This is a genomic window from Aquimarina rubra, from assembly GCF_042684305.1.
Classification (GTDB): Bacteria; Bacteroidota; Bacteroidia; order Flavobacteriales; family Flavobacteriaceae; genus Aquimarina; species Aquimarina rubra.
On record NZ_JBHULE010000019.1, the window covers coordinates 741,785 to 764,919 of the forward strand.

Here is a 23,135-nt window from a genome sequence, read left to right on the forward strand (position 1 = left end):
TATTCATTATGTTTACCTTTGAGAAAATTAATTTAAAAATAAGATTCCGCTTTTCATCGGAATCAGTTCAACTTACTATTTTTACCTCCGAATAGTTCAGGATAAAAATAGTGTTTCACTAACTAAACACATCATTATGTACGAAGCTATACAAGTCGTTCACTCTTATTGGGCTTACCTGGTTGTTCTTGTGGTTACACTAGCCACTATTAATGCTTTAATCGGTTTCTTTTCTAAAAGAGAATACGCCCCCAAAGATTTTAGAATATCACTTTTTGGTCTAATCGTTACACATCTTCAACTGCTTATAGGAATTATTATATTTTTTGTTTCTCCAAGTATTATGTGGTTCACAGAAGGAGTTTCTGTAAAAGATATTATGGGAGATCCTCTATTAAGGTTGTATAATCTAGAACATCCAATGATGATGATTGCTATGGTTGTTTTTATTACTATTGGATATTCTAAACACAAAAAGAAACTTACCTCCACTCCCAAGTTTAAAATGCTGGCTATTTTTTATACAATCGCCTGGTTGTTAATGCTATCCAGAATTCCTTGGGCTAACTGGTTTTAAGAACCAAAAACCGTCAAAACTAATTTTCTGGAACCACCGTAATTTCTATGTTCACATAGATAAATACCTTGCCAGATTCCCAGATTAAGTTTCCCTTTAGTTATGGGTATTTGTACAGAAGTACCCATTAATGAAGCCTTGATATGAGCAGGCATATCATCAGGACCTTCATAAGTGTGGATATAGTATGCTGCATTTTCTGGCACCATGGTATTCATATGACTTTCAAAATCTTGTCGCACCGTTGGGTCCGCATTTTCATTAATTGTCAAACTTGCCGAGGTATGCTTAATAAATACTTGCAAATGCCCGATTTCTATCTTGGTAATTTCTGGAATTTCGGCAAGAACCTCCTCAGTAATTAAATGAAAGCCTCTGGGATACGATTGGAGCTTTATTTCTTTTTGGAAAAATTTCATTTTCAAATATTCTAAAACACCAATTTAATATAAATTTATATCAATAACAGATTGTATTACTTTTAACTCCTATACCTTTGCTTTTTAAATTTTAATCGCATGGATTTATCCCAAATAAAACTGGTTGCTACAGATATGGATGGTACACTTCTTAATTCCAGAGGAGAAGTAAGTCAATCCTTTTTCTATCTATTTGACGAACTAAAAGAATTAGGAGTTACGTTTGTTGCCGCAAGCGGCAGACAATACTATAGTATCCTACATAAATTGAACGCCATTAAAGATGATATGATTGTCATTGCAGAAAATGGCGCTTTAACCATGCACAAGGATGAAGAATTGCAAACCACAGAAATTGATCGCGAAACCTATTTAGAGTTATTAGAAATCACAAAAGATTTAAAAGGCTCTCAGGTAATATTATGTGGTCGAAAGAGAGCATATATCGAAGATTATGGGAAAGATTTTGAAAACATGCTTAACGAATTCTACGGAAGATATAAGATTGTAGATGATTTGTCTCAGGTACTAGATGATCAGTATCTAAAAATCGCTATCTGCAATGAAAAAGGATCAGAAAAGTATCTATATCCCGCCTTAAAACATCTAGAAAACAGATTAAAAGTAAAAGTTTCTGGCAAAGTGTGGTTAGACTTATCTCACAATGATGCTAATAAAGGACACGCACTTCAAAATCTTCAAAAGAGTCTCAATATTTCAACCCAAGAAACCATGGTATTTGGTGATTACAACAATGATTTGGAGATGATGTCACAAGCCACCTACAGTTTTGCTATGCAAAATGCACATCCTAATGTAAAAGCAGCCGCCAATTACAGCACCAAGAGTAACGATGAAAACGGTGTAGAATATATGTTGGCAAAGATGATCGAAGCCAAAAAAAACAAATTTATTTAATCCGAGTATTTTTTATATCAAAAGGTGACTGATAGAGAACTATCTTTTACTAAGAAAGGCAAGCCAATACGATAGAAATAATAAAAAAGTAAACGTAAATAGGTTGCTTGGTAAAAAAATTCTGCATAGCTAGTTGCGTTAGGGGTTTTTAATTATATTTTAAATCTGGAACAAATATAGCAAAATACAATCAATAAATACACTTTATCCTAAAAAAATGCATTTAATCTTGTTTTTTAACTCAATAAATATAGGTTTATTCCTACTTATTTCCAGTAAAATTCCCTAAATAAAATTAGTCATTCAGCTTTAGCACCGCCATAAACGCTTCTTGAGGAATTTCTACATTTCCTACCTGACGCATACGCTTTTTACCTTTCTTCTGCTTTTCAAGTAATTTACGTTTACGAGAGATATCTCCACCATAACATTTGGCCGTTACATCTTTACGTAGCGCTTTTACCGTTTCACGAGCAATAAATTTAGCTCCAATTGCAGCTTGGATTGGAATATCAAATTGCTGACGCGGAATCAATTCTTTCAGTTTTTCGCAAATCTTTTTACCGATAGCATACGCATTATCCTTATGCAATAATGCGGACAATGCATCTACGGTATTTCCATTCAGTAAAATATCCACTTTTACCAATTTAGAAGCACGCATCCCAATTGGAGTATAATCAAAAGAAGCATATCCTTTGGACACAGTTTTAAGGCGATCGTAAAAATCAAAAACGATTTCCGCTAGTGGCATATCAAAAGTAAGCTCTACACGCTCTGTTGTCAGATATGTTTGATTTGTGATTTCACCACGTTTCTCAATACATAAAGACATTACAGATCCCACAAAATCTGATTTTGTAATAATAGAAGCTTTTATATAAGGCTCTTCTACACGATTCATCGACGATGGATCCGGTAAATCAGATGGATTATTTACTACGATAATGTCATCAGGATTTTTATTGGTGAAGGCGTGATATGATACGTTAGGCACTGTAGTAATTACAGTCATGTTAAACTCACGTTCCAGACGCTCCTGGATAATCTCCATATGTAACATTCCCAAAAATCCACATCTGAAACCAAAACCTAATGCTGCAGAACTCTCCGGCACAAAGACCAACGATGCGTCATTAAGCTGTAGTTTTTCCATAGAAGCTCTCAGTTCCTCGTAATCCTCTGTATCTACAGGATAAATCCCGGCAAACACCATAGGTTTTACATCCTCAAAACCTGCGATAGCATTCTTGGTTGGAGTTTTTGCATCTGTAATGGTATCTCCTACCTTTACTTCGCGTGCATCTTTGATACCTGTGATGAGATATCCCACATCACCTGTTTTAATTACTTGTTTGGGAGCTTGTTTTAGTTTTAACGTACCCACCTCATCAGCAAAATAATTTTTTCCTGTGGCAACAAATTTAATTTGCTGTCCTTTTCTTATTTCACCATTCACCACCTTAAAATAAGTCTCTACTCCTCTAAAAGAATTGTATACAGAATCGAAAATCAAAGCCTGTAATGGTTCATTAGGATTTCCTTCTGGGGCAGGAATTCGTTCGATAATGGCGGTCAGAATTTCTTCGATTCCAATACCGGTTTTTGCACTGGCAGGAATCACCTCTTCAGGATCACAACCTAACAAATCTACTATATCATCTGTTACTTCTTCTGGATTAGCACTTGGTAAATCTACCTTATTTAACACCGGAATAATTTCCAGGTCGTTTTCTAGCGCTAAGTATAAATTAGAAATGGTCTGCGCCTGTATACTTTGTGCGGCATCAACAATTAGCAAGGCACCTTCACAAGCAGCAATAGAACGAGAAACTTCATAAGAAAAATCTACGTGTCCGGGAGTATCAATAAGATTCAGAATATACTCTTCACCTTTATATGTGTACTCCATCTGGATCGCGTGACTCTTGATCGTAATCCCACGTTCGCGTTCCAGATCCATATTATCCAATAACTGATTCTGAGCTTCACGAGCTGTAACAGATCCGGTAAAATCTAAAAGCCGATCCGCCAGCGTACTCTTACCGTGATCAATATGCGCAATAATGCAAAAATTTCTTATGTTCTTCATCTCTATTTTTTTTGGCGGGCTGAACCGGGCTATCCGTTATATCTTTTTTGTTTTCTACCGCGCTTGCCTTCAACAACAAAAAAGGATGCCACTTCTATCCCTGCCCGAAAAATTCCGATTCTATTGAATCAAAATCATTTAGTCTGCAAATATAATCGATTTTAGAAGGTTTATATCATCTCACCCCGCATTTTTAAACCTGTCTTGCAATAGAAACTTTATAGATCTTCGAAGATTGCTTATAATTCGTACTTTTGCGTCATAATAAAATAAAAATAACGTAATAGACAAAGGTTGTGGCAAAGATTGGAGACATAGATGTAGGAGAATTTCCGTTGCTGTTAGCACCTATGGAAGATGTAAGTGATCCCCCGTTTCGGGCACTATGCAAAGAACAAGGAGCAGATGTTGTATATACTGAGTTTATATCCAGTGAAGGGTTAATTCGGGATGCAGCAAAGAGTGTTATGAAATTGGATATTTATGAGAAGGAACGTCCGGTTGGAATTCAGATTTTTGGAGCTAACCTCGATTCCATGCTTAAATCTGTAGAGATTGTAGAAGCATCTGGTCCGGATATTATAGATATTAATTTTGGTTGTCCGGTAAAAAAGGTAGTTAGTAAAGGTGCCGGAGCTGGTATTCTTAAAGATATTGATTTAATGGTTTCTCTAACCAAAGCAATGGTTAAACATACTAAATTACCTGTAACTGTCAAAACCAGGTTAGGCTGGGATCATGATTCTATTAAGATTGTCGAAGTAGCAGAAAGAATACAAGATGCAGGAGCCAAAGCTATTGCTATTCATGGCCGCACACGCGCACAAATGTACAAAGGTAATGCCGATTGGAGACCTATTGCAGAAGTAAAGAATAATCCCAGAATGCATATTCCAGTTTTTGGCAATGGTGATGTAGATAGTCCGGAGCGTGCCATGGAAATGCGGGATCAATACGGATTGGATGGAGCCATGATCGGTCGGGCCAGTATTGGATATCCTTGGTTTTTCAAAGAGGTAAAACACTTTTTCAAAACTGGAGAACATCTACCACCACCAACTATAGAAGAAAGAGTGATTGCAGCACGCAGACACTTACAAATGGCTATTGACTGGAAAGGAGAAAAGCTTGGTGTTTTTGAAACACGAAGACACTATACCAACTACTTCAAAGGAATTCCACATTTTAAAGAATACCGAATGAAAATGGTAACTAGTGATCATTCTGAAGATGTATTTGCCGCTTTTGATGAGATTCAGGAAAAGTTTACCGGATTCGAATTTGTATAAGCCTATTAATTAAAAGCTTACTAACTTCTGATTAATTCGGCTAGAAGCAAGTAATGACGCTACAATACCAATCACCGTAATTGTAAAAAATACAAGTACAAAGCTAACCACTGTGATTTTAGTTGGATACGGTAATGATGGTGTGATCATTAACAACCCAAACTGTTGCTGACATACTATTACAATAAAACCTAAAAGAAGACCCAGCAATGCCCCCAAAATGGTCATCAGCGATCCTTGAAGCAAGAATATTGCCCTGATTTTTGGTAAAGTGGCTCCTAAATTATATAATGTCTTAATGTTACTTTTTTTATCAATGATCATCATGATGATTGCTCCAGCAACATTGAAAAGTGCAATGATCGCTATCAAGGTGATCACCAAATATGAGGCTAAATTCTCTGTATTTAGCATTTTATACAAAGTATCATTAAGCTGTATCCTATTTTTTATAATTACCTGATCTGCAAAAAGTGTTTGTAATTGCTCCTTTATATCCTCTTCATCTACGTCCGGTGATAACTTTAGCTCTATATTTGTAACAAAGCCTTCAGGTATTTTTAATAAATCTCTTGCCAATCCAATGGTAGAAAAAATATACTTTTTGTCGAGATCTTCGTTTACCGTATAAATTCCGGTATTAACCGCTGTTTTTTTTCTAAATGCTTTGGATGGATCTTTAGGGATTCCTTTACCTGGTTTAGGAACATATATGTTTAAAAAATTGGTGTATATCTGTTCTACACCCATACCTAATTCTCTGCTTATACCAAATCCGGCAACTACTTGTGCATCATTACCGGTTAACCATTCTCCGGCAAATATGATACTGTCAGTTTGGATTACATTTTTATAATTAGCATCTATACCTTTTATAAAACCAGTTTTTTGTTTGTCTTTAAATTCGAGAAATACACGCTCTTCTATAATCTCAGAAAAACTAGCAACACCCTCTAAATTAGCTAATTTTTCTTTTTGAGAATCCGTAAAAGCAAAGGTCTTACCACTTGCCGGAAAAAGCTTAAGGTCAGGATCAAAATAAGATGAAAACTGAAGACTAAAATCCTTGAGACCTGCAAAACCGCATAATACTATAAACAAAGACATTGCGCCAATGACTACTCCAGCAGCTGCAATACCGGTAATAATATTGATTGCATTACTGCTACCAGGAGAAAAAAGATACCGCTTAGCGATGTAGTAAGAAAATTTCAAATCGTTAAATACCGAATCTAAATAAATTTAATTTTGGAATAAAGATAAAAGATTAAAGAGATTATAAGACCCTTATTCTTTATCAAACGCAATAAAATTTTACTTCTTTTTACGACGTGGTAGTAAATCAGGATTTTGGATAGGGTTTTCTTTCCCCTTTATTGCTTTGTCAATATTATCTATATACTCTAAGGAATCATCTATAAAATAGGATAATTCCGGCATACGACGTAGTTGATTTTTTGTACGCTGTGCTACCTGATGCTTTATTTGTGATTTTACAGCATTAACTTCAGTTAATACCTTTTCTCCTTCACTATGAGGAAAAACACTCATATATACTTTTGCTATTGATAAATCCGTAGTTACACTTACCTTAGTAACAGAAACTAAAATCCCTTGTACTCCCGCTTCACGCAACGCATGTTGTATTACATCGGCAACATCGCGCTGTAATACCCCACCTATTTTTTTCTGTCTGTTTGTTTCCATGATTGCAAAAATAGGTAATTATGTGATTCTTTATTTTCTTTTGTTATAAAATCCTTTACTTATAACTATTTTATACTTTTACACCTTAGTATTTACCTTGTAGTAATAACAACATCCCATGAAACATATTAATAAGATAGAACACATAGGAATTGCAGTAAAAGATATTGATCAGGCCAATACCTTATACGAACAATTATTAGGAGTTCCTCCGTACAAACAAGAAGTTGTAGAAAGTGAAGCTGTGATTACTTCATTTTTTAAAGTCGGTGAGAACAAGATAGAACTTCTGGCCAGCACTAAAGATGATGGTCCTATTGGAAAATTTATTGCTAAAAAAGGAGAAGGCATACATCATATTGCATTTGATGTAGATAATATCGAAAAAGAATTGGAAAGATTAGAGAAAGAAGGGTTTCAATTGATTAATAAAACTCCAAAAAAAGGAGCAGATAATAAGTTGGTTGCTTTCATACACCCTAAAACTACTAATGGTGTTTTGGTAGAGCTTTGTCAAGAAGCCCCTTCCCAACCCTCGCCAAAATAGAAGGAGCATTAAGTTAGATTTTAGCGCGCCTAAAGTTTTCTCAAAATATCGAAAGATTTTTTTGGCGCGTTTGTAGCAATTACTTAAATTTGCCCTCCGTTTTAGGTCCCATAGCTCAGCTGGTTAGAGCACCTGACTCATAATCAGGGGGTCCTTGGTTCGAGCCCAAGTGGGACCACACATTTTGAATAAAGCTGTTTCTTTTTACAGGAGCAGCTTTTTCTTTTAAAAAAACAAATAGGACGAGAAGCCTGTCCTGAGCAAAGCCCAAGGAAGCCCAAGTGGGACCGCCTAAAAGCCCTAGTAAACACTAGGGCTTTTTTTATATCCTGATCAATAAAATATCTTATCTATCAGATCGTAAATTTATCCAAACTAACTTTTTCCTTTTGATTGTTTAGTTTGATAAACTTTACCTCTTTGGTTTCTTCTGGTAATCCATAATTATGATAAATAGTATACTTCATATAAACCGGATTTAGAGAAGAAGTATTCTCATTTAAAGATTTAATATTTATAATCCATTGTCCTTGGAACGTTTCATCCAGAACAAACTCCTTCGAACTCACCCCTTGTTCTAATTCTTTTAATAGAACATCAGGTTGTTGCTCATAGTGATGAGACCATTTAAAGTATTTATTTTTAGGGCTTACAAACTGAAGCTCGAAAGCAGCATTAAGATCGTTCCAATCAAAAACAATTCTCGCAGGAGCACTTTTCACCCCTAAAAAACTTTCTGGCAAATCCGTATAAGATACTTCTACTCTATGATTATTCATAAAACGTTGTATTTGAGACTTTAACTGTTCAGCAACAGCATCAAATTTGACATTTTCATTTCTATTAGCCAACATTTCTTTATAAAGATCAAACGCCTCTTTGTAATTTCCTCTATCGGTATATATTCTTGCTACATCCAAATAAGATTGTGCGTAGTTTGGCTTCAATTCCAGTAACTTTTCGTATACCAATACTGATGCTTCAATTTCTCCTAACTCCTCTAATTTAAATGCTAGTGAACGCATTGCCTTATAATTATTACTTCCGATCTCGGCAATATTTGACAGTACTTGTTTTGAGAAATCCTTGTCCCACATTCTAAAATAGTCCGCCGCATAAATATAGAAAGAAACCTCTGTAAAATAAGTATCTCTTAATTCATAATATGCCGCAACCGCTTCTTGATAAGTAACACTATTCCATAAGTCATTTAAATACGTTGGTCTGTCTTGATTAGTGTCTATAAGAACCACAGATTCGTTATAATCATTCCCTTTCGCAAACAAAGAATTCATTTCTTCATCTTCTTTGAAATCCGGAGAATTAAGTTTTGTCTCAATAATAAACACACCTCCTGCTCCTAATGATCCGTATCTTACCGTCCCTGCCAAACCATTAATTACAGATATACTTTTAATTAAATTAGGAAGTAAAAAACCAGGCGGCTCGAAAAGTTGCACACCATCAACTACAAATAGTGGTGGAACACTTTGTGTGATAGATCTTGAGCCTCTTATACGATATCCTGCCCGATCTCCACTCCCTAAAATCTCAACTCCAGGAAATCGACCACGTATAATATCTGATAAAAAAACTGCCGATTTAGGAAAGTCCTCTTCAGTCAATACATAATAAGCACTCCCTAAACTTCTTTTTTTTACTTTTTGATCTCCTTTGTTTACAATATCCTCACCTCCACCGGATTTTTTTGATTTTATGTTAATTTCTGCTAGTCTGTCATATTTAGAATTCAATATAACCTTAAAATCTTTGGTATTTGTTATGACCATTTCTTTTGGATCCATACCAAAATGCTCAAACACTAAAACATCATCTATCTTGGCATCTATCATAAACTTACCATCGGCATCGGTCTCTGCTTCTATCAACGAACCTTTTACACGAACGGTACATCCCTGGACTGGACTTTGATCTGCATATACCTCTCCGGTAAGAAAATCTTCAGTATTATTCTTTTTATATACAGAACCATCAATAGTATCTTTCAACAAATTAGCAAGCATTTGTGACAAACTCATTTTTGGTGTGTGGAGATAAAAACCATCACTGTATTGGCTTGCTTGTTGTAATGAAACATGATCGCCTTCCTCCTTACTGTTTATATAAAAAACAGGTATATCATATTTAGCTTGATGATTACCATAGGTAGCTAAACCGTCTGTAAAAACTAAATATTGATCTGTTTGTATATTTTCATCGAATAATTCCGAAAAATCGCTACCACCGTTATATTCTAACTTTTCTAAAGCCTTTGTGAGATCTCTAACATTGCCATTTTTAATATTAAATGTTTGTTTGTTCTGAAGATTATTAGAAAATGGAATCAGGTCAACGGTTACATCCTCTAAAGCTGAAAGATATTTTTGCACCAATTTCTTTTCTGCATCCAAATCTCGATTTCTCATAGATAAAGAGGTGTCCCAATACATAGTTATGTGATTTGGTTTTGGTCTTTCTTCAATTACAATTTCAGATTCAGAATATGATGTTTCTACACGAAAGGCTATTCCTCTTTCATACAATCTTTTCCAGGCATCTTTACTTACATATCTTAAGTACGCTTTTCCTCGAGGGCTAGCCGTAATAGCAAATTCTATATCATCTCCGTGTACTTTTATTAATTCTAATGCAATAATAAAGTCGTCTTCTAATCTAATATTATAAGGAGCTAAATCAATTATCTCTTCTCCTTTTTTCTTTGAAATGGTATGATAAATATTATTGCGAAGGATATTACGATTCGGTTTTCCTCTTTTTACATTGTAAACATTTACCCTTACCAAAATACTATCTGCTGAATTTTCGAGAATATTAAACTTTAATTTATGAAGTTTCGTATCTCTCTTTTTTCCAAGTTTTATCAAAGAACCTATCTCGCCACCCAGTGCTTGTTTATCTTTCCAATATGCCATCAGGTTAGAAGCGTATGAAAAATATCCCAGGGAGTCACGGACACTTTTCCCCGCGAAAACCACTGCCTCATCCAGAGCTTGTACCTCTGGCTTCAAAAATAATTTATTGTCTTTGGTAAGTAAATTATAAAACCGATTGGCCGAAAAACTTAATGTTTTATAACCAATGCTGGAAATTTGTACGGTTGCGGTCTTGGATATTCTCGACTCATCATATAAAAGTTGGAACCAACCGTCTTCTCTACTTACGGTACCAATTCCATTATCCACAAAACCAATATTAGCGTAAGGGATAGGTTGATTTGTTTCTTGATCAATTACATGAGCTTCAATTCTAATGTTATATTGCGATAAAACCATTAGGGGAAGGAAAGCTAAAACAACGAAAAGTGATAATTTGTGTGCACCCATAATTCAGCGATTTATAAAATTAAATTTTGAGGGATCTTTCTTTGATAAATAAATCTGAACTGCAAATTCAAAATTCATATAGTACAAAACCCCAATTATTAGAACTGTCATACAATCCCACAACAATAATACCAAGATAAAACAAAGAATTTACAGATCTAAAAAATTAACCAAATCCTAACGATTGTTTTATCATTTTTCATTAAGTTACGCCTGAAAATCAGATTATTGAGACTACGTTGTTAATAAAACCTGATAAAATAATTTTTATAATAGCCCCTAGCATTTTAAATTTACTTTCCGAGATCACTACGTTCTGGCATGTTTTTTGGGGAAAGAACACCAGTAATGATAAAGGGAATACAAATCAAAACTTGTGATTATGCAGTATAAAGTAATTGATGCCAAAAGTCAACATTTCGGGAAAGTGTTGGATTTTAAATCATGTGTAAACGATAAGGATTTAGGAGGCGTGATTTTAAAAATAGACGAAGAATCCTTTTCTCTATTTCGATTTAGCGAAGTAGAAAAAATAGATACTATTTTGGCTAGTTAGAAAAGGTGAGGGAAACTTATCCCAATTCTGTTATTCTTTTTACATATTTACCAATAACATCAAACTCTAAATTAACTACAGTACCTACTTTGAAAGTACTGAAATTAGTGTGTTCATAGGTAAACGGAATAATAGCTACACTAAACTCATATTTTCCGGAATTGACAACTGTAAGACTTACCCCATTAACAGTGATAGAGCCTTTTTCTATGGTAATATTACTTAATGAAGGATCATACTCGAAAGTAAAATACCAGCTTCCATCTGCCTCTTTTATGTTAGTACAAATGGCAGTTTGATCTACGTGACCTTGTACAATATGACCATCCAGGCGAGCTCCTAGTTTCATTCCCCGTTCTAAATTTACTATCTGCCCTTCTTTTAGATCATTTAAGTTTGTTTTATCTAACGTCTCCTTAATTGCTGTTACAACATACGTGTCATCCTTAATGGAAACAACCGTAAGACACACTCCATTATGAGCCACACTTTGATCAATTTTTAGTTCAGTAGTGAAATTCGCACGAACCGTAATATCCAGATTCCCTTGATCCGTTTTTAGATTCATAACTGTTCCCAATTCTTCAATGATTCCTGTAAACATAAATGCGAATTATTTAGTTAAATTTGTGACCTTAAAATTTGTGATCTGTTTTTAGGTTTCAAAAATACTTATAAAGTAAGTTATAATGAAGAAAGAAGAAAAAATAAGATTAGGAATATCTATTGGTGACCTAAATGGTATTGGAAGTGAAGTAGCGCTAAAGACATTTGAAGATCCTCGGATGCTGGATTTTTGTACTCCTGTGATCTTTGCATCTGTAAAGATTCTTTCTTTTCTGAAAAAGCAGTATACTTTAAATATGAATTTTAACGGTATTGATAATACTTCCCAAATCCTGGATGGAAAAGTAAATGTTATCAATGTTTGGAAAGAAGGAGTAGATATTAATTTTGGAGAAGAAAATTCAACAATTGGAGCCTATGCCATCAAATCATTAAAGGCAGCAACTGCTGCATTAAAAAATGACGAAATAGATGTTCTGGTAACAGCTCCTATCAATAAACATAGCATACAGTCTGAAGATTTTAATTTCCCCGGTCATACCGATTATTTGGATCAGGAACTAGAGGGAAATAGCTTAATGTTCATGATTACAGACACTCTCAAAGTAGGGTTACTAACCGATCACGTTGCCGTAAAAGATATTGCGGATACCATTACACCCGAACTAATCCAAAAAAAGGTAGATACTATTTATACTGCTCTAAAGCAGGATTTTGGAATCAGCAAACCAAAAATAGCCGTTTTAGGAATTAATCCTCATAGCGGAGACAATGGTGTTATTGGAAAGGAAGATGAAGAGGTTTTAAAACCCACAATCAAAAAAATAAATGAATCAGGTAAATTAGTATATGGCCCCTATGCGGCAGATAGTTTTTTTGGATCAGACAGTTATAAATCATTTGATGCAGTTGTTGCTGCTTATCACGATCAGGGATTGATTCCTTTTAAAACATTATCCTTTGGAAAAGGTGTCAATTATACAGCAGGATTGAATAAAGTGCGCACTTCTCCTGATCATGGGACTGCTTTTGAAATTGCAGGAAAAAATAAAGCGGATAACGAATCTTTTAAGGAAGCCGTATTTGCGGCTTTGAAAATTTTTAAAAACAGACAAGAATATCTTGAGTTAACCGCAAATCCGTTAAAAAAACAGCCTAGAAAACCTCAATTCAAAGGAAACAAAGAGAAACAATAGGCACTAGAAAGTAAGTGTTAAAATAGGAAGCAATGTAGCTCTTAACCAAAATAAAAGCTAAAAACGAAAAAAATACAAATGCATTGGAAACATAGAAACCTTGCATAATCAGGATAAAAATTTGAATTCAGATCGAACCCTCTTAATTCGGTTAATTTATAGAAAAAGAAGGGGCATAGACTCAATTACTCAAAGTCTTATTAACTAAATACTAACTTTCTGATATAATTTTATTTACAAAAATGCATTCATAATGTTTTTTTGTTATCTTTGCACCCGCCTTTGCCGAATCGGCAGAGACTCGAAACTGATGATGAGATGAAACCACAAAAAGAGTTTAACATCCCTTTTGTTGGACTGAAGCAAGGATTACACAATTTTGAGTATCAAATTGGCAATACGTTCTTCGAACATTTTGAGTATGATGAATTTAATGCATCTGCTATAAAAGTCGATCTGGAGTTTAACAAGAAAACAACGATGTTAGAACTTCGTTTTACGGCTAATGGCATAGTGAATGTAAATTGCGATGTTACTAACGAACCTTTTGACTTGCCTATTGAAAATGAATTCTTTTTAGTAGTTAAGTTCGGTGAAGAGTATAACAATGAGAATGAAGAAATTCTTATTATTCCTTATGGAGAATATGAAATCAACGTTCAGCAATATATTTATGAACTTATAGTTTTAGGAGTACCTTCTAAACGAGTTCATCCGGGTGTCGAAGACGGAACATTAGAATCAGATATACTAGAAAGACTGGAAGAGTTAAGTCCGAAAGAAAAAACATTAGAAAATGATAACGAGGAAATTGATCCTCGTTGGGATAAATTAAAAAACTTATTAAACGATAAATAATAGCTAAGCAATGGCACATCCTAAAAGAAAAATCTCCAAAACAAGAAGAGATAAGAGAAGAACACATTATAAAGCTACTGTACCACAAATAGCAACTGATCCTACAACTGGAGAAGCACATTTATACCACAGAGCACATTGGTTCGAAGGTAAATTATACTACCGTGGTCAAGTAATTATTGACAATACTGAAGAAGAAGTAGCGTAAGCATACTGTTAAAATTCTATAGAGAACTCTCACAAATGTGAGAGTTTTTTTGTTTTTAGTTGAATATGTGTCAAAATCCAGTTATTTTGCGCCATATTTGCATGTAATTTAGTAATTTCAACCACTTTTTACATTTTTGTGTAATGAGTCATGAAATAACCTAAGCAATTTATTGATGCTAATTCCCGTAAAACGGGCACTAGCGAATTCCATCTGAAACTTATAAATAATAGGTCTCAGATGAAACTAAAATCAAGATATGAGTAAAATCACAGCCGCTATCACAGCTGTAGGCGCCTATGTGCCAGACTATGTGTTATCTAATGAGATATTAGCAACCATGGTTGATACAAACGATGAATGGATCACCACTCGTACCGGTATTAAAGAAAGAAGAATACTAAAAGAAGAAGGAAAAGGAAGTTCCTTTTTAGGCATAAAAGCAGCGGAAGATTTAATTGCCAAAAAAAATCTTGATCCCAAAGAGATTGATATGGTAATCTTCGCCACTGCAACTCCAGACCTTCCTGTAGCTGCAACAGCTGCATATGCAGCTTCAGAAATAGGAGCCGTGAATGCATTTTCTTACGATTTACAAGCAGCTTGTTCCAGTTTTTTATACGGAATGTCTACTGCGGCCAGTTACATTGAAGCTGGGAGATATAAGAAAATCCTGTTGATTGGAGCAGATAAAATGTCTTCTATCATTGACTATACCGATCGAACCACCTGTATTATTTTTGGTGACGGCGGTGGAGCAGTGCTTTTCGAACCTAACCAAGAAGGATTAGGGCTACAAGATGAGTACTTACGTACTGATGGTGTAGGACGTGAGTTCCTAAAAATTGAAGCAGGTGGGTCTATCCTGCCTCCATCTAAAGAAACCGTAGCAAATAGACAACATTTTGTTCAACAAGACGGAAAATCAGTATTTAAATATGCAGTTTCCAATATGGCAGATGCAAGCACTAAAATCTTGGAACGCAATGATATGACAGGTGATGATGTAGATTGGCTAGTTGCGCATCAGGCTAATAAACGTATTATTGATGCTACCGCCAATAGAATGAACCTGGATGAAAGCAAAGTTCTTATGAATATTCATAGATATGGTAATACTACCTCAGCTACATTGCCATTATTATTAAGTGATTACGAAAAACAACTCAAAAAAGGAGATAATATAGTATTTGCCTCATTTGGTGGAGGCTTTACTTGGGGGTCAATTTTCTTAAAATGGGCCTATAATTCCTAAACAACTAAAACACACAATACCCAACATTATGGATTTAAAAGAAATTCAGAATTTAATCAAATTCGTGGCCAAATCTGGGGCTAGCGAAGTGAAGTTAGAGATGGAAGATGTAAAAATTACTATCAAAACTACTTCAGAAGAAAACAAAGAAACAACAATTGTACAACAGATTCCTATGAGTACTGGAGTTGCTCCCCAACCAGTAGCACCAGTACAAACTACAGAATCAACACCTGTTGCTCCCGCTGCAGATACGCCTGTAGCAGATGACAATTCAAAATACATCACTATAAAATCTCCTATCATAGGAACACTTTATAGAAAACCTGCACCGGATAAGCCGACTTTTGTAGAAGTTGGTGATACTATCAAAGAAGGAGATGTACTTTGTATTATTGAAGCAATGAAGCTTTTTAACGAAATCGAAAGTGAAGTTTCAGGTAAAATCGTAAAAATATTAGCGGATGATAATTCTCCTATAGAATTTGATCAACCTTTATTTTTAATAGACCCATCATAACCCAATTTTAAAATTCCAATTGACAAATCCCAAAATCCAATACGTCGGAATTTGGAACGTGGAATTTGAGATTTTTAAATTTAGAACGTTATGTTTAAAAAAATTCTAATTGCCAATAGAGGTGAGATTGCATTGCGTGTAATCAGAACCTGCAAAGAAATGGGTATTAAAACTGTAGCAGTATATTCTACCGCAGATGCCGAAAGTTTACATGTTCGTTTCGCAGATGAAGCAGTATGTATCGGACCCGCACCTAGTAGCGAATCGTACCTTAAAATGTCTAATATAATAGCCGCTGCAGAAATCACAAATGCAGATGCCATCCATCCCGGATATGGATTCTTATCAGAAAACGCGAAATTTTCCAAAATTTGTGAAGAACACGAGATAAAATTTATCGGAGCAAGCCCAGAAATGATTGACAGAATGGGAGACAAAGCATCTGCTAAATCTACGATGATCGAAGCCGGCGTGCCTTGTGTACCTGGTAGCGAAGGTATAATTCCTGATTTTGAAACTTGTATAAAAGTGGCTAAAGAAACTGGTTATCCGGTTATGCTTAAAGCGAGTGCCGGTGGCGGCGGAAAAGGAATGCGTGCTGTTTGGAAAGAAGAAGACCTACAAAATGCTTGGGAATCTGCCAGACAAGAAAGTAAAGCTGCATTTGGTAACGATGATATGTACATGGAGAAACTTATTGAGGAACCTCGTCATATCGAAATCCAAATTGTAGGTGACAGTAACGGTAGAGCTTGCCACTTATCAGAAAGAGATTGCTCTGTACAACGAAGACATCAAAAACTTACCGAAGAAACCCCTTCTCCGTTCATGACTGATGAACTAAGAGATAAAATGGGAGAAGCAGCAGTTAAGGCAGCAGAATATATTAAATATGAAGGCGCCGGAACTGTAGAGTTTTTGGTTGATAAGCATCGTAATTTCTACTTTATGGAGATGAATACACGTATTCAGGTAGAGCACCCAATTACAGAACAAGTAGTAGATTATGATTTAATTAGAGAACAAATATTAGTAGCTGCAGGAGTGCCGATTTCCGGTAAAAATTATTATCCTCAGCTGCATTCTATAGAATGTAGAATCAATGCAGAAGATCCTTACAAGGATTTCCGACCTTCTCCAGGTAAAATAACTAATTTACATCTTCCTGGTGGACACGGAGTTCGTATCGATACACACGTATATAGTGGTTATATCATTCCACCAAACTACGACTCTATGATTGCTAAGTTGATCACTACCGCGCAGACACGTGAGGAGGCAATCAATAAAATGAAAAGAGCTCTTGATGAATTCGTGGTAGAAGGAATCAAGACTACTGTTCCATTCCATAGACAGTTGATGGATCATCCGGATTACGTTTCCGGGAACTATACTACCAAATTTATGGAGGATTTCGAAATGGAAGAACCAAAAGAAAACTAATCAACATTTAAGCCTCTTTATTGAGGCTTTTTTTATGACTTTATAAGATGTCTTTAAGCTATTGGGAACATAAAAACTGGTTATCTAATATTGATTTTACCATTATTGGTAGTGGAATTGTCGGTCTAAATAGTGCTCTTCGTCTTAGGGAGAAGTTTCCAAATGCTAAAATTCTTGTACTGGAACGAGGCATCCTTCCTAATGGTGCCAGTACTAAAAATGCAGGTTTTGCGTGCTTCGGGAGTTTGTCAGAAATCCTTGACGACCTCAACACTCATTCTGAAGAAGAAGTTTTACAATTGGTACAAAAAAGAAATCGTGGACTTCAACTATTACGCAAGAATCTGGGAGATTCTAAAATCGATTACTCTTCTTATGGAGGCTATGAACTTTTTACCAAAACTGATAACGATTTATACGAAACCTGTCTTTCCAAAATTGATCATATCAATTCACTATTAAAACCAATTTTTAAGGACAATGTATTTTTGAAAAAAGATAACATTTTCAGTTTTAGAAACATCCAACCTAATTATATTCTCAACCAATTTGAAGGACAAGTTGATACAGGTAAAATGATGGATGCTTTATTGTATAAAGTTCAGACTGCCGGAATCAAAATACTGAATAATTGTAACGTCAACGAAATTACTGACACCTCCGCATCTGTAGAAATAAAAACAGATCATTTTACGTTAGTAACTAATAAGGTCTTAATCGCTACCAATGGATTTGCTTCGCAATTAGGTATTACAGACGTGCAACCGGCCAGAGCACAGGTATTAATTACTAAACCTATCGAAGGCTTACATATAAAAGGAGCTTTTCATCTGGATAGAGGCTATTATTATTTTAGAAATATTGACAACAGAATTCTTTTTGGTGGAGGGAGAAATCTAGATTTTAAAGCGGAAGAAACTACCGCACTAGATCAAACTCAGTTAGTACAGCAAAAACTCGAAGAGATTTTGCTCACCACAATTTTACCAAATACAGATTTTGAAATTGATCATCGCTGGAGTGGAATTATGGGTGTTGGAAATCAAAAGAAATCGATTGTCAAGCAAGTTTCTGATAACGTGTTCTGCGGTGTAAGACTTGGCGGAATGGGTGTGGCAATTGGAAGTCTTGTTGGTTTAGAATTAGCTGATCTTTTATAGACAGTTGTATTGATTCATTATGAAAAAAATCTTCCGTTTTGTATATAAAGGCATTTTGATCTTTTTCCTGCTTAGTATATTGTGGGTGCTTATCTACAAATGGATTGATATTTCGGTAACACCTTTAATGGGTATTAGGCATTTTCAATCAGAGAATAAGATCACTGGCAAGCATCAATGGGTTTCCTTAAAAGATATTTCTAAAAACTTACAACTTGCCGTGATCTGCAGTGAAGATCAAAGATTTATGGAACATCATGGTTTTGACACTAAAGCGATAGAAAAAGCTATCTCAGAACACAAGTCTGGCAAACGACTAAGAGGAGCCAGTACGATCTCACAACAAACCGCAAAAAATGTGTTTTTATGGCCGCAACGCAGCTGGGTTCGCAAAGGATTAGAAAGTTATTTCACCTTTTTAATCGAAACTTTCTGGAGTAAAGAACGCATTCTGGAAGTATACCTAAACAGTATCGAAATGGGCAATGGTATTTATGGTGCAGAGGCTGCTGCAAAATTTTGGTTTAACAAATCTTCAAAAGATCTACAACCTAATGAATCAGCTGCCATAGCGGCTATCCTTCCAAATCCGAGAAAATACCTAGCTAATCCTCCATCAGCATATGTTCAGGAAAGAAAAAAATGGATCCTTCAGCAAATGCGTAATTATGGAACATGGTCCTTATCAGAATAAAAGATTGAGAGGGAGAATGCTGTTCGCAAAACGATTTGTACAATCATCAGGGTTATTATATCTTGAAATCTTAAATCCATTTTCTTGAAAAATCTAAAGGAAGAACTATACAATCATTGTAAACAATTTGTGCAAAACCGCCTTAATCGAATTGAGGACAGGATTGCCAATATACAGGACTCTCTTACTTCTGAGACAAAAAGTACGGCTGGTGACAAACACGAAACCGGACGAGCGATGCTTCAATTAGAAAGAGAAAAAGCAGGTGCACAATTATCCGAGGCGCAAAAATTACAAGAAGTTTTATCCAAAATTGACATATCTACTAATTCTGAAGTCATACGATTAGGAAGTATTATAGAAACCTCTAATGCAAATTATTTTTTAAGTATTTCCGTTGGAGAAATTACTAGTAACAAAAAAACATATTTTGCTATAGCAGCTAATACTCCTATTGGGAAATTGTTATTAGGCAAAAAAGCAGGAGATTGTTTTAGTTTCCATGGAAACCAAATAACTATAAACAGGGTGGTTTAGCAAAACGTTAATTTCATCCTGAAAATATTATGAGGAAGATTAAAAATATCAAAAGCCTGATATGATAATTTGAATCTTCATAAACCGTACTAGAAATTTGTTAAATGTAATAGTATAGAAAAATCATTTTGAGTAAATTGCTGGCTCACAAATTATCATTCTAAATGAAGAAGCTTTCTTTACTACTTTTTGTTGTAGTAATCTTTTTTGGGTGTAAACCATATCAAAACACCAAAATCCGAAAAGGTCAGATGACCTATGAAGAATTTAGAGCAGAGCAGCGATCCTTTCCTACAGAAGACGGTATCATCAAATATATAGACAAAGGAAATGGTCCTGTGATTGTATTACTTCATGGAGTTCCAACATCGGGTTGGTTATACCGAAAAATGATTGACCCATTGGTTGCAGGAGGATATCGTGTAATCGTTCCGGATATGCTGGGATATGGTTCTAGCGACTCTCCTGAAGGATATAAAATTTATAGTGAGAAAGAGCACGCTAAAAGATTGCTGGCTCTTATGGATGGATTGGGTATAGAGTATTGGTCTCATGTCATGCACGATGTAGGTGGTGTATGGACCTGGGAGCTTTTTAATCAAGCTCCGAAAAGAATTGAAGAATTAATCGTGTTGAATACCTTATTATACGAAGAAGGATTTTATCCTCCTATACGATTTAGCCCCGGACCAGCTGCAAAAGCTGCTATGTGGTCCTATCGAAATGGAGTTACCACAAATACATTATTGAAAACCTTATTCAAAGAAGGATTAAAAGAAAATAAATTAAATGAAATTGATGTAGAAGGTTATAAAACTCCTTTATTAGAAGGGAAAACTGACGGAATGTATTATTTCTTTACCAGAACCTGCAACTACTTTCCTGACTATTCTCTGGTTTTCGAAAGTATAGACATTCCTGTGTCGGTGATTTGGGGAATTCACGATACTATGTTACAATGGACTCCGCAGCAAACCAAAGTAACGAATGCGCTTAAAATAGATGAAGCAGATATTCATTTTATTGACGAAAAACACTTTATTCAAGAAACTAAAGCTGAAGAAATCGCTTATAAAATTTTAGACTTCCTCAGATAGTATTTAATTAAGACCAGAAGTGGTTACCCAATGTTGTAATTCTACTCTAAAAATAGTGCCATTAATCAACTCCTGTACCAGCTCTAATTCATCTTTGCTTATAGCCAAATCTATTTTATCAGAGGGTGTTCTAAGCAACAGTGATCTGCAATTTTGATGATCAGAGCATTGATTGCAACACTGTGATTGTTCTGTAATTCTGCAAGCATCTGAAAAATCTTTTAGTTCATTTAGTGTAAGTAAAAATCCAATATCTCTAAATACTAATTGAACCTTGGGCGAGCCCATTGGTTTCTGTTGCTTCCAAAAAAAAGATATACCAACTTTATTACTATATATTTTATCAATAGCACTCATTCTGAATCTTATTTGATTCAAAAGTATTAATTATTTATAATTAATCTAAATAAAAATTAGTTAAATTATGTCCCTAAGCTTCAGTTGAAGAGATACCGTTCCGTTCCATTCATTTTCATCAATAGAATAGGCAATCTTTACATTTTGATTTTCTATAATTGAATTATATTTTGAGCCAAGATTAAAACCAATCGCACCGATTGCCATTCCACTCTTCTGCATTTTACATTTCAAATGTTTTTCATCAGCTCCTACGCACTTTGCATATCCAGTATCTTTTACATTTTCAGTCATAAAAACCGGGGTCATATTTCCTGGGCCAAATGGCGCGAATTGCTTGAGTATCCGAAAGAATTTTGGTGTGATCTGATCAAATTCTATCATCGCATCTATCTGTATTTCGGGAGTCAATAATTTTTTATCGATGGTGGAATTTACTACTTCTTCGAATTTTTGCTTAAACAACTCATACTGCTCTTCTTTCAACGTTAATCCAGCGGCATATTTATGACCTCCGAACTGTTCTATATGTTCTGAGCAAGCTTCTAAGGCATTATATACATCAAATCCCTTGACAGATCTGGCAGAAGCTGCTAGCTTATCTCCACTTTTAGTAAAAACTAACGTAGGTCTGTAGTACGTTTCAGTAAGTCTGGAAGCTACAATTCCGATAACGCCTTTATGCCAATTCTCATCGTATACTACTGTGGTGAATCTATCTTCTTCAGAATTTTGGGCAATTTGAATCAAAGCATCTTCTGTAATACTTTTATCAGCATCTTTTCTATCGCTATTGTATATTTCTATTTCGGAAGCATACTGTAAGGCAATTTCCGGATCTTCTTCCTTCAATAAGTTCACCGCATGTAATCCATGCTTCATCCTGCCAGCTGCATTAATTCTGGGTGCTAGAATAAATACCACATCTGTAATAGTTAAGGTTTCTTTTTTTACTTGTGAAAGCATTGCCCGAAAACCAGTTCTAGGATTTTGGTTGATTACTTGTAAACCAAAATATGCCAGAACTCTATTCTCTCCGGTTATCGGAACAATATCAGCACCAATTGCAGTAGCAACCAAATCTAAATACAAGAGCAAATCATCTACAGATTGCCCTTTTTTTGAAGCAATGGCTTGCACTAATTTAAATCCAACTCCGCAACCACATAATTCTTTATAAGGATATTCACAATCCTGTCGTTTCGGATCCAAGACAGCCGCCGCATGCGGAATTGTGTCTCCCGGGCGATGATGATCACAGATAATAAAATCAATTCCTTTGGACTTTGCATATGCTACTTTATCTATAGCTTTGATCCCACAATCTAATGCTATAATCAAAGAAATATCATTATCAGCGGCATAGTCAATTCCTTGGTAAGAAACGCCATACCCTTCTGCATACCGATCCGGAATATAAGTAGTTACCTGCGATGATAAGGTTTCCAGAAACGAAGACATTAATGCTACAGAAGTTGTTCCATCCACATCATAATCTCCATATACCATGATATTTTCCTGATCCGATACTGCTTTTTCAATTCTAGAGACAGCTCTGTCCATATCCTTCATTAAAAAAGGATCATGTAGATCTTCTAATGATGGTCTGAAGAACTTTCTGGCCTGATCATAGGTTTCAATTCCTCTTTGGACCAATAGTGAGGCAATTGTAGTATCTACGCTTAGAACTTCTGCTAAGTTGTTGATTATTGAAGTTTCAGGTTTTGGTTTTAGGGTCCATCTCATTGGCATTGTCCTTCAGAAATTATTTAAAAATCCAAAGTACAAAAAACA

General features: G+C 35.2%; 23 protein-coding genes and 1 tRNA gene. 16 read left to right on the forward strand and 8 right to left on the reverse strand.

All coding sequences use genetic code 11. The annotated features are described in order from the left end of the window. The first annotated feature begins 136 nt into the window (after positions 1-136). Positions 137-577 (forward strand): hypothetical protein, encoded by a 441-nt coding sequence (locus ACFSR1_RS11900; protein ID WP_378292733.1) that lies wholly within the window; start codon positions 137-139, stop codon positions 575-577. On the opposite strand, the gene ACFSR1_RS11905 is transcribed toward ACFSR1_RS11900, so the two are convergent. Then, positions 574-996 (reverse strand): secondary thiamine-phosphate synthase enzyme YjbQ, encoded by a 423-nt coding sequence (locus tag ACFSR1_RS11905; RefSeq protein ID WP_378292735.1) that lies wholly within the window; start codon positions 994-996, stop codon positions 574-576. The genes ACFSR1_RS11900 and ACFSR1_RS11905 overlap by 4 nt on opposite strands. Before the next feature lie 99 nt (positions 997-1,095). Here ACFSR1_RS11905 and ACFSR1_RS11910 point away from each other — a divergent pair, with 99 nt between their 5' ends. After that, positions 1,096-1,914, forward strand: a complete 819-nt coding sequence (locus tag ACFSR1_RS11910) for an HAD family hydrolase (protein ID WP_378292737.1) — start codon at positions 1,096-1,098, stop codon at positions 1,912-1,914. Between the two features lie 295 nt (positions 1,915-2,209). Here ACFSR1_RS11910 and lepA read toward each other — a convergent pair whose 3' ends face one another. Continuing rightward, positions 2,210-4,006 (reverse strand): translation elongation factor 4, encoded by a 1,797-nt coding sequence (gene lepA, locus ACFSR1_RS11915; protein WP_378292739.1) that lies wholly within the window; start codon positions 4,004-4,006, stop codon positions 2,210-2,212. Between the two features lie 296 nt (positions 4,007-4,302). Between lepA and dusB the strand changes: the two genes are divergently transcribed. Further along, positions 4,303-5,295, forward strand: coding sequence for a tRNA dihydrouridine synthase DusB (dusB, locus tag ACFSR1_RS11920; protein ID WP_378292741.1), 993 nt, complete (start codon positions 4,303-4,305; stop codon positions 5,293-5,295). A gap of 9 nt (positions 5,296-5,304) precedes the next feature. Here the strand turns inward: dusB and ACFSR1_RS11925 are convergent, their stop codons facing one another. Continuing rightward, positions 5,305-6,510, reverse strand: coding sequence for an ABC transporter permease (locus tag ACFSR1_RS11925; RefSeq protein ID WP_378292743.1), 1,206 nt, complete (start codon positions 6,508-6,510; stop codon positions 5,305-5,307). A gap of 99 nt (positions 6,511-6,609) precedes the next feature. Further along, complete coding sequence (rbfA, locus tag ACFSR1_RS11930) at positions 6,610-7,002, reverse strand: 30S ribosome-binding factor RbfA (protein WP_378292745.1); 393 nt, start codon at positions 7,000-7,002, stop codon at positions 6,610-6,612. Positions 7,003-7,129: 127 nt separating this feature from the next. Between rbfA and mce the strand changes: the two genes are divergently transcribed. Both mce and ACFSR1_RS11940 read left to right on the forward strand, forming a co-directional pair. Then, positions 7,130-7,549 (forward strand): methylmalonyl-CoA epimerase, encoded by a 420-nt coding sequence (gene mce / locus ACFSR1_RS11935; protein ID WP_378294502.1) that lies wholly within the window; start codon positions 7,130-7,132, stop codon positions 7,547-7,549. Between the two features lie 104 nt (positions 7,550-7,653). Continuing rightward, positions 7,654-7,727 (forward strand) — tRNA-Ile (locus ACFSR1_RS11940). A 175-nt stretch (positions 7,728-7,902) separates the two neighbouring features. Here the strand turns inward: ACFSR1_RS11940 and ACFSR1_RS11945 are convergent. Then, a complete protein-coding gene (locus tag ACFSR1_RS11945) occupies positions 7,903-10,893 on the reverse strand; it encodes a carboxypeptidase-like regulatory domain-containing protein (RefSeq protein ID WP_378292747.1) in 2,991 nt (996 codons plus the stop codon). A gap of 382 nt (positions 10,894-11,275) precedes the next feature. On the opposite strand from ACFSR1_RS11945, the gene ACFSR1_RS11950 reads away from it, so the two are divergent. Continuing rightward, a complete protein-coding gene (locus ACFSR1_RS11950; protein ID WP_378292749.1) occupies positions 11,276-11,449 on the forward strand; it encodes a hypothetical protein in 174 nt (57 codons plus the stop codon). Between the two features lie 16 nt (positions 11,450-11,465). Here ACFSR1_RS11950 and ACFSR1_RS11955 read toward each other — a convergent pair whose 3' ends face one another. Then, on the reverse strand, positions 11,466-12,053 hold the full coding sequence (locus ACFSR1_RS11955; protein WP_378292751.1) for a riboflavin synthase: 588 nt from the start codon (positions 12,051-12,053) through the stop codon (positions 11,466-11,468). Between the two features lie 85 nt (positions 12,054-12,138). On the opposite strand from ACFSR1_RS11955, the gene pdxA reads away from it, so the two are divergent. The 10 genes from pdxA to ACFSR1_RS12005 all read left to right on the forward strand — a co-directional run bounded on the left by pdxA (position 12,139) and on the right by ACFSR1_RS12005 (position 20,984). Beyond that, complete coding sequence (gene pdxA, locus ACFSR1_RS11960; RefSeq protein ID WP_378292753.1) at positions 12,139-13,212, forward strand: 4-hydroxythreonine-4-phosphate dehydrogenase PdxA; 1,074 nt, start codon at positions 12,139-12,141, stop codon at positions 13,210-13,212. A 318-nt stretch (positions 13,213-13,530) separates the two neighbouring features. Beyond that, the gene (locus ACFSR1_RS11965) at positions 13,531-14,070 is read left to right on the forward strand and encodes a YceD family protein (protein ID WP_378292755.1); all 540 of its coding nucleotides are present in this window, start codon (positions 13,531-13,533) and stop codon (positions 14,068-14,070) included. Positions 14,071-14,080: 10 nt separating this feature from the next. Further along, positions 14,081-14,278 carry a 50S ribosomal protein L32 gene (gene rpmF / locus ACFSR1_RS11970; protein ID WP_027394691.1) on the forward strand — a complete coding sequence of 66 codons (198 nt, stop codon included), beginning with the start codon at positions 14,081-14,083 and terminating at the stop codon, positions 14,276-14,278. 259 nt (positions 14,279-14,537) lie between these two features. Then, on the forward strand, positions 14,538-15,533 hold the full coding sequence (locus tag ACFSR1_RS11975) for a beta-ketoacyl-ACP synthase III (RefSeq protein ID WP_378292757.1): 996 nt from the start codon (positions 14,538-14,540) through the stop codon (positions 15,531-15,533). A gap of 28 nt (positions 15,534-15,561) precedes the next feature. Beyond that, complete coding sequence (gene accB / locus ACFSR1_RS11980; RefSeq protein ID WP_378292759.1) at positions 15,562-16,053, forward strand: acetyl-CoA carboxylase biotin carboxyl carrier protein; 492 nt, start codon at positions 15,562-15,564, stop codon at positions 16,051-16,053. A gap of 90 nt (positions 16,054-16,143) precedes the next feature. Further along, the gene (accC, locus tag ACFSR1_RS11985; protein ID WP_378292761.1) at positions 16,144-17,496 is read left to right on the forward strand and encodes an acetyl-CoA carboxylase biotin carboxylase subunit; all 1,353 of its coding nucleotides are present in this window, start codon (positions 16,144-16,146) and stop codon (positions 17,494-17,496) included. A gap of 47 nt (positions 17,497-17,543) precedes the next feature. Beyond that, a complete protein-coding gene (locus ACFSR1_RS11990) occupies positions 17,544-18,656 on the forward strand; it encodes an NAD(P)/FAD-dependent oxidoreductase (RefSeq protein WP_378292763.1) in 1,113 nt (370 codons plus the stop codon). 19 nt (positions 18,657-18,675) lie between these two features. Next, positions 18,676-19,350, forward strand: a complete 675-nt coding sequence (gene mtgA, locus ACFSR1_RS11995; RefSeq protein ID WP_378292765.1) for a monofunctional biosynthetic peptidoglycan transglycosylase — start codon at positions 18,676-18,678, stop codon at positions 19,348-19,350. 84 nt (positions 19,351-19,434) lie between these two features. Next, on the forward strand, positions 19,435-19,887 hold the full coding sequence (locus ACFSR1_RS12000) for a 3-oxoacyl-ACP synthase (RefSeq protein ID WP_378292767.1): 453 nt from the start codon (positions 19,435-19,437) through the stop codon (positions 19,885-19,887). A gap of 164 nt (positions 19,888-20,051) precedes the next feature. Next, positions 20,052-20,984, forward strand: coding sequence for an alpha/beta fold hydrolase (locus ACFSR1_RS12005; RefSeq protein WP_378292769.1), 933 nt, complete (start codon positions 20,052-20,054; stop codon positions 20,982-20,984). Between the two features lie 3 nt (positions 20,985-20,987). Here ACFSR1_RS12005 and ACFSR1_RS12010 read toward each other — a convergent pair whose 3' ends face one another. Then, complete coding sequence (locus ACFSR1_RS12010; protein WP_378292771.1) at positions 20,988-21,341, reverse strand: hypothetical protein; 354 nt, start codon at positions 21,339-21,341, stop codon at positions 20,988-20,990. A gap of 60 nt (positions 21,342-21,401) precedes the next feature. Further along, a complete protein-coding gene (recJ, locus tag ACFSR1_RS12015) occupies positions 21,402-23,087 on the reverse strand; it encodes a single-stranded-DNA-specific exonuclease RecJ (protein ID WP_378292773.1) in 1,686 nt (561 codons plus the stop codon). Positions 23,088-23,135 lie beyond the last annotated feature (48 nt).